The sequence below is a fragment of the Mesorhizobium sp. M5C.F.Ca.IN.020.32.2.1 genome (genome assembly GCF_004023105.1).
In the GTDB taxonomy this organism is placed as follows: Bacteria; Pseudomonadota; Alphaproteobacteria; order Rhizobiales; family Rhizobiaceae; genus Mesorhizobium; species Mesorhizobium wenxiniae.
In genome coordinates this window covers 1-5,691 of sequence record NZ_RZSX01000381.1, presented here as the reverse complement: position 1 = coordinate 5,691, position 5,691 = coordinate 1, and the positions used below count along the sequence as shown (strand labels likewise).

6 protein-coding genes are annotated in these 5,691 nt (G+C 62.2%); all 6 read right to left on the bottom strand.

Going from position 1 to position 5,691, the window contains the following annotated elements:
• The coding region (locus EOA86_RS19210; protein ID WP_128343122.1) for a cupin at positions 1–269 on the bottom strand (269 nt) is incomplete at its 3' end.
• A gap of 26 nt (positions 270–295) precedes the next feature.
• On the bottom strand, positions 296–1,681 hold the full coding sequence (locus tag EOA86_RS19205) for an FAD-binding oxidoreductase (RefSeq protein WP_128343120.1): 1,386 nt from the start codon (positions 1,679–1,681) through the stop codon (positions 296–298).
• A 24-nt stretch (positions 1,682–1,705) separates the two neighbouring features.
• Positions 1,706–2,815 carry an ABC transporter ATP-binding protein gene (locus EOA86_RS19200; protein ID WP_128343119.1) on the bottom strand — a complete coding sequence of 370 codons (1,110 nt, stop codon included), beginning with the start codon at positions 2,813–2,815 and terminating at the stop codon, positions 1,706–1,708.
• Between the two features lies 1 nt (position 2,816).
• A complete protein-coding gene (locus tag EOA86_RS19195; protein WP_128343117.1) occupies positions 2,817–3,602 on the bottom strand; it encodes an ABC transporter permease in 786 nt (261 codons plus the stop codon).
• Positions 3,602–4,492, bottom strand: coding sequence for an ABC transporter permease (locus tag EOA86_RS19190; protein ID WP_128343116.1), 891 nt, complete (start codon positions 4,490–4,492; stop codon positions 3,602–3,604). Before EOA86_RS19190 ends, EOA86_RS19195 begins: the two co-directional genes overlap by 1 nt.
• Before the next feature lie 10 nt (positions 4,493–4,502).
• Positions 4,503–5,573 (bottom strand): extracellular solute-binding protein, encoded by a 1,071-nt coding sequence (locus tag EOA86_RS19185; protein ID WP_029347850.1) that lies wholly within the window; start codon positions 5,571–5,573, stop codon positions 4,503–4,505.
• Between the last annotated feature and the right edge of the window lie 118 nt (positions 5,574–5,691).

Genomic DNA, 5,691 nt, shown 5'->3' with positions numbered 1-5,691 from the left:
TCGCCGGGTACGACATGTTGGGCCGCGCCCTGGGGAACGTGCAGCGTCACGCGGACTGAGACGATGTGGCAGATCTCGGAATGCGTGTCGCGGCGCGCGGTGAACCGGCCCTGCGAACATTCCCTGACACCGACTTCGATCTTGCCATCGTCCGAAGCCCAGAGGGTGTTGGCTGCTTCCAGCTGATCGCCTTCCACCGAGGTTGGTTTCGGCTGGGGCTCACCGAGGTCGATATGCGCAAGGTGGGCGAAGGTCTTGAAGTCGATCATGCTATATATCCTCAAGGTGATGCGGTTCAATGCCCGGTGATGCGGTCTGCCAGGGCCGCTAGCCGCGATGTGCGCGGCAGCCCCTTTGCTTCCCTCTCGTCGGCAATCCGATAGAGCTGATACATCGAATGGACGCCCAGCCAGCGCAGCGGCTCTGGCTCCCACTTGCGCACGGTTCGATTGACCCAGGGAAGCCGGGTCAGCTCGGTGTCGTTGTCCAGCAGAAGATCCCTCAATGTGCGTCCCGAGAGGTTCGAGGTGGAAACGCCGAGGCCGACATAGCCGCCTGCCCAGCCTATTCCGGTCTGCTTGTCAAAGCCCACTGTCGTGCACCAGTCCCGCGGCACGCCGAGCGTTCCACACCACGCATGGTCGAGCTTAAGCCCCTCGGTCTGCGGCAGAAGCGTCGTCAGGATCTTGTGCAGCTTGTCGATCGTTGCCTGCTGGGTGACGCCTCGAAGGTCGGTTTTCGAGCCGAAGCGATAAGGCACCCCGCGCCCGCCCATTGCAATGCGTCCTTCCCGGGTGCGCTGCGCGTAGCAGTATGTGTGTGCGGCGTCGCCGAGAACCTCGTAGCCATCCCAGCCGATTTCGCTCCACAGCTTGTCGGACAACGGCTCGGTGACCACGATAGCGCTGTTGAGCGCCAACCAAAGTCTCTCGTGGCCGGCAATTCCCGCAGTGAAACCCTCGGTCGCCCGCACGATCTTTTCCGCGCGCACCACGCCTCGGCTGGTTGTGACCTTGCCTTTTTCGATCGACAGCACGGTTGTCTGTTCATAGATCGGCACACCGAGGCGCTCCACTGCCTTGGCGAGCCCCTGCACCAGCTTTGCGGGCTGAACCCGCGCAACCTTCTTGATGACGAAGGCGCCGCGCGCGTTGTGCACCGCTATGCGCCGACGCATCTCGGCTGCATCGATATACCCCACACGTTCGTCAGTCAGCTCCCAGGATCTGGCATGGGCATACATCGCCTTGGCGCGCTGCTCCTGCGCCTCGTTGGTAGCTACCAGCAGTTCGTCGGTACGGCGAATGTCGGCGTCGATGCCTTCGGCTTCCGCAACCGATATGACCTCGTTCACCGTACCCGTCATTGCCGCCTGCATTGCGATGACTCCGGCGCGCGAGGTTGCCTTTTCATATTTTTCGCGTGACCATGAGAACCCGCCGGACAGCCAGCCGCCATTGCGTCCCGAAGCACCAAAGCCGGCGAACTCCTTCTCGACGATGACAACGTTGAGGTGGGGGGCTGCGTGCTTCAGGTAATAGGCGGTCCAAAGGCCGGTGTAGCCGGCCCCGACGATGCAGACGTCAGCCAGCATATCGCCCTGCAGCGGCGGCCGATAGCCGGGCACGCCGCCGATATCGGCATACCAGAATGAAACGTCGCCGTTCTTCTTCACGTCCATTGTCGAGATTTTCCCAGATAGGATTCAGGTCAGCGTGAAATCGGCGTTTTCGTCGTCCGCCAACAGCTTCACGTCGCTGCCCGCGAATACGAGATCAACCTCGTCGCCGATGGCGAAGGTCTCGGCGTCCAGCGTAGAGCGCACGATCGCCTTGGAGGTGTCGGCCAGCACGACCTCGTATTTGGAGCCCGATCCGAGGTAGATGGCCTCGCCGATGCGCCCGGGCAGGGTGTTTCGACCCTGTCCGCCCTTCCCCCGTCTGGCGAGGCTCAGCTTCTCCGGCCGCAGCAGCATCACGGGTTTGGCGCCGTCGGCAAGTCGTTTGGCGGCAGCCACTTTCCGCCCTTCTATGTCAATGGCGGTCTCGTTCCCGGAGGTGGAGGCTGCGCCGCGCAGTATCGTCGAGTCGCCGACGAATTTTCCGACGAACAAGGTCTCGGGCTCGTCGTAGAGCTGGCGACCGGTGCCGATCTGCTCGATGCGTCCCTGGTTGAACACGGCGATGCGGTCCGAGAGGACCAGGGCCTCCTCCTGGTCGTGCGTTACATAAACGAAGGTGGTGCCCAATTCGCGGTGGATCCGTTTGATTTCGAGCTGCAGCCATTCACGGAGCTTCTTGTCGAGCGCGCCGAGCGGCTCGTCCATCAGAAGCAGCGGTGGGTCGAATACGATGGCACGCGCCAATGCGACGCGCTGCTGCTGACCGCCGGAGAGCTCGCTGGGGAAGCGGTGGCCGAAATCCGCCATCTTCACCATGTCCAGCGCCTTGCGCACCCGGGCCTCGCGATCGGGATTGGCGATGCCGCGCAAGGTCAGGGGATATGCGACGTTCCTGCTGACCGTCATATGCGGGAACAGCGCGTAGTGCTGGAAAACCACGCCGATGTTGCGTTTATGCGCCGGTACGCCGATGACGCTCCTGCCGCCGACATCAAGCGAACCCGAGCTGACCTCGGTGAAGCCGGCGATGACGTTGAGCGTGGTCGTCTTGCCCGAACCGCTGGGTCCGAGCAGCGTCATGAACTCCCCCGGCTCGATGTGCAGAGAGACCTTATCGAGAGCGATGAAGCTGCCATAGTGTTTGCTGACGGATTTGAGATCGATGGCTGCGCCGCGAGTCGATGGTGAGGCCATGTCAACGTTTTCCCTGTCTCGAACCGATCAACAGCCCCGCCCCGATCACCAGCGACGTCGTGATGAAGAGCAGCGTGCCCACTGCCGCAACGGTGGGATCGGCGTCCCGGGTAATGCTCGAGAATATCTGGACCGGCAGTGTCTTCAGATAAGGGCTGGTGATGAACAGCGCGACGATGATCTCGTCGAATGAGGTGACGAACGCAAACAGCAGGCCCGACAGGATGCCCGGCGCGATCAGCGGCAACGTCACCGTCCTGAACGCCATCAGCCGGGTTGCACCGAGGCTGGCCGCAGCAGTTTCCAGCCGTTTGTCGAAGACTTCCAGGCTGGCGGAGACGGCGATGATGACGAAAGGAACGGCGAGCATGGTGTGGGCCAGCACGAAGCCGGTCATGGTGCCGACCAACCGCGTGTCGAGATAGACCGCATATATTCCAACGGCGAGCACCACCCCCGGCACGACCATTGGCGTGATCAGCAGCGCGCGCAGCACGCCGCTGACGCGGCTTTTCATGCGATCGAGGCCGAATGCCGCCAGCGTGCCGATGACGGTGGCGAACACCGCCGTGACAACGGCGACCTTGAGCGAACCGACCAGGCTCGCCGACCATTCCGGGTTGGTGAAAAAGTTTTGGTACCACTGCCAGGAAAAGCCGGATGGCGGAAAGGCCAGCGACTTCTTGTCGTTGAACGACATCGGCACGACGACGATTGTCGGTGCGACCAGCCAGACCGCGACGAGCAGGCAGAACAGACCGAGCAGGATTCGACCGGGCTGTTTCATCAGCGTCTCGAGCCCGTCTTGTGCGGTTGCCGCGACAGCGGTGCTGCGAGCGCGAGCAGGACGAAGGTCGCGATCAACAGCACCACGCCCATCGCACCGCCGCGGCCCCAGTTGAGCAGGCTGAGCACCTGGTTCTGGATCAGGGTCGAGAGCATGGTCGAACGCGGACCGCCGAGCAGCGCGGGGGTGATGTAGAACCCGAGCGCAAGAATGAACACGATGATGGCGCCTGCGTAGACGCCGGGAAGCGAGAGCGGCAGATAAACCTGGGCAAAGGCGCGCGCCGGGCTCGCGCCGAGGCTCCGTGCGGCCTGCATGAGCCGCAGGTCGATCGTTTTCATCACCGAATAGAGCGGCAGGATCATGAACGGCAGCAGCACCTGCGCCATGCCAATCACCACGCCTGTCTGCGTGCGGATCAGCTTGACCGGACCAAGGCCGCCTGCCCGGATGACGGAGTTGATCACGCCGGAATCCTGCAAAAGGATGACCCATGCCAGGGTGCGCACCACACCGCTCACCCAGAACGGCACCAGCACGCACAGGATGAGGACGAGCCGCATATTGGGCCCGACTGCGGTCATCACATAGGCATAGGGGTAGCCGGCAATGATACATGCCAGCGTCACCCAGGCGGAGATCGCGAAGGTCCGCTGAAGTACGGTCAGGTTGACCGGTGTGCCGAAGAACCAGGCATAGTTCTGCCATCCCCATTGCGGCTCGGAAAAGCTGCGCAAGGTAATGATGGCGAGCGGCAGACCCAGGCAGATGACGAGCAGCAGCAGCGCCGGCGCGACGAGCCAGAAAGCCTGTCCACGAAACCAGCGCCGCCGGTCGTCTGCGGCGACAGCCGGAACAGTGTTCCGGCTGTCGATTGCTCTCGTTGCCACGGTTGCGGACCTAGTTGCCCGCCATCAACGCGTTCCACTTTTCGTTCGCTACCTCGAAGTTCTCCACCCAGAACTTGATGTTCTGCTGGTAACCGAGCTTCAGCTTGTCCGGCGTGTTGGTCATGAACGCCGCTGTGATCTCGTCCACTTCGGGCTTCGCGTCCTTGTGGATCGGGGTATACGAGGTGGTTTTTGCAAGCGTCTCCTGCGCGCTCTTGCCGACGTAGGCGTTGATCAGCGCATGCGCCGCGTCGGGGTCCTTGACGCCCATCGGAATGGTCATCTGGTCCATCACGACCAGCCAGTCCTGCCACGCCGGCGTGTACTTCGCGCCGTTCTTCACCGCAGTCATGGCACGTCCGGTCCACATCGCGATCATGTCGGCTTCGCCGGATTCGGCGAGCTGCTGGGAATCAGCTCCGGTCTTCCAGAAGATCGTGTCCGGACCGAGCGACCTCACCTTCTCGATCGCCTTGTCGATATCGGCAACCGTCATGTTTTCCACCGATCCGCCGGCGGCGAGCAATGCCTGCTCGATCATGCCGCCGGAGAGATCGCCGCTGCCCTCCAGAGCGCGCGATCCCGGGAACTTCTCGATGTCGAAGAAATCCTTCCAGCTCTTGGGCGGGTTATCCTTGTACTTTTCGGTGTTGTACATCAGCACCACGCCATAGTTCATGGCCGGCACACTGCATTCGCTGATCTGGCCCTCCGGAATGTTAGACGTATCGATCTTCGAGAAGTCCAGCTTCTGGAACAGCTTGCCGCAATAGACGTAGGGCGGGAAATCGCCGGTATCGACAACGTCCCAGGTGACATTGCCGGACTCGACCTGCGCCTGCAGTTTCGAGATTTCGGTTGGCCCGTCGCTGAGCAGCGTCACTCCGGACTTGTCGACGAACTCCTTCAGCGCGGCGATCTGACCATCCTGGTAAATGCCTCCATACGAGACGAAGGTCAGCGTCTTGCCCTTCAGCGAGCCCTCGGCCACCTCGCCCGCCACGGGCTTGCTCTGTGCAAGCGCTGCGGTGGTGATCATCAACAGCCCGAGTGCGGCCACCTGTCCGATCTTGGTCTTCATAGTTTTATCTCCCATTTATGTGCACCCGCATTAGTTCGGTTCGCCCGGCTGCGAGCCTTGTCCGGGCGTGTATCGATTGAGTTCCGCCGCGCCGCTGGTTGGGGGCGCGATGATCCAG

Excerpts from the sequence above, each read along its gene's own strand:
- EOA86_RS19195 (WP_128343117.1), bottom strand. The coding sequence starts at position 3,602 with ATGAAACAGCCCGGTCGAATCCTGCTCGGTCTGTTCTGCCTGCTCGTC.
- EOA86_RS19205 (WP_128343120.1), bottom strand. The coding sequence starts at position 1,681 with ATGGACGTGAAGAAGAACGGCGACGTTTCATTCTGGTATGCCGATATC.
- EOA86_RS19185 (WP_029347850.1), bottom strand. The coding sequence starts at position 5,573 with ATGAAGACCAAGATCGGACAGGTGGCCGCACTCGGGCTGTTGATGATC.
- EOA86_RS19200 (WP_128343119.1), bottom strand. The coding sequence starts at position 2,815 with ATGGCCTCACCATCGACTCGCGGCGCAGCCATCGATCTCAAATCCGTC.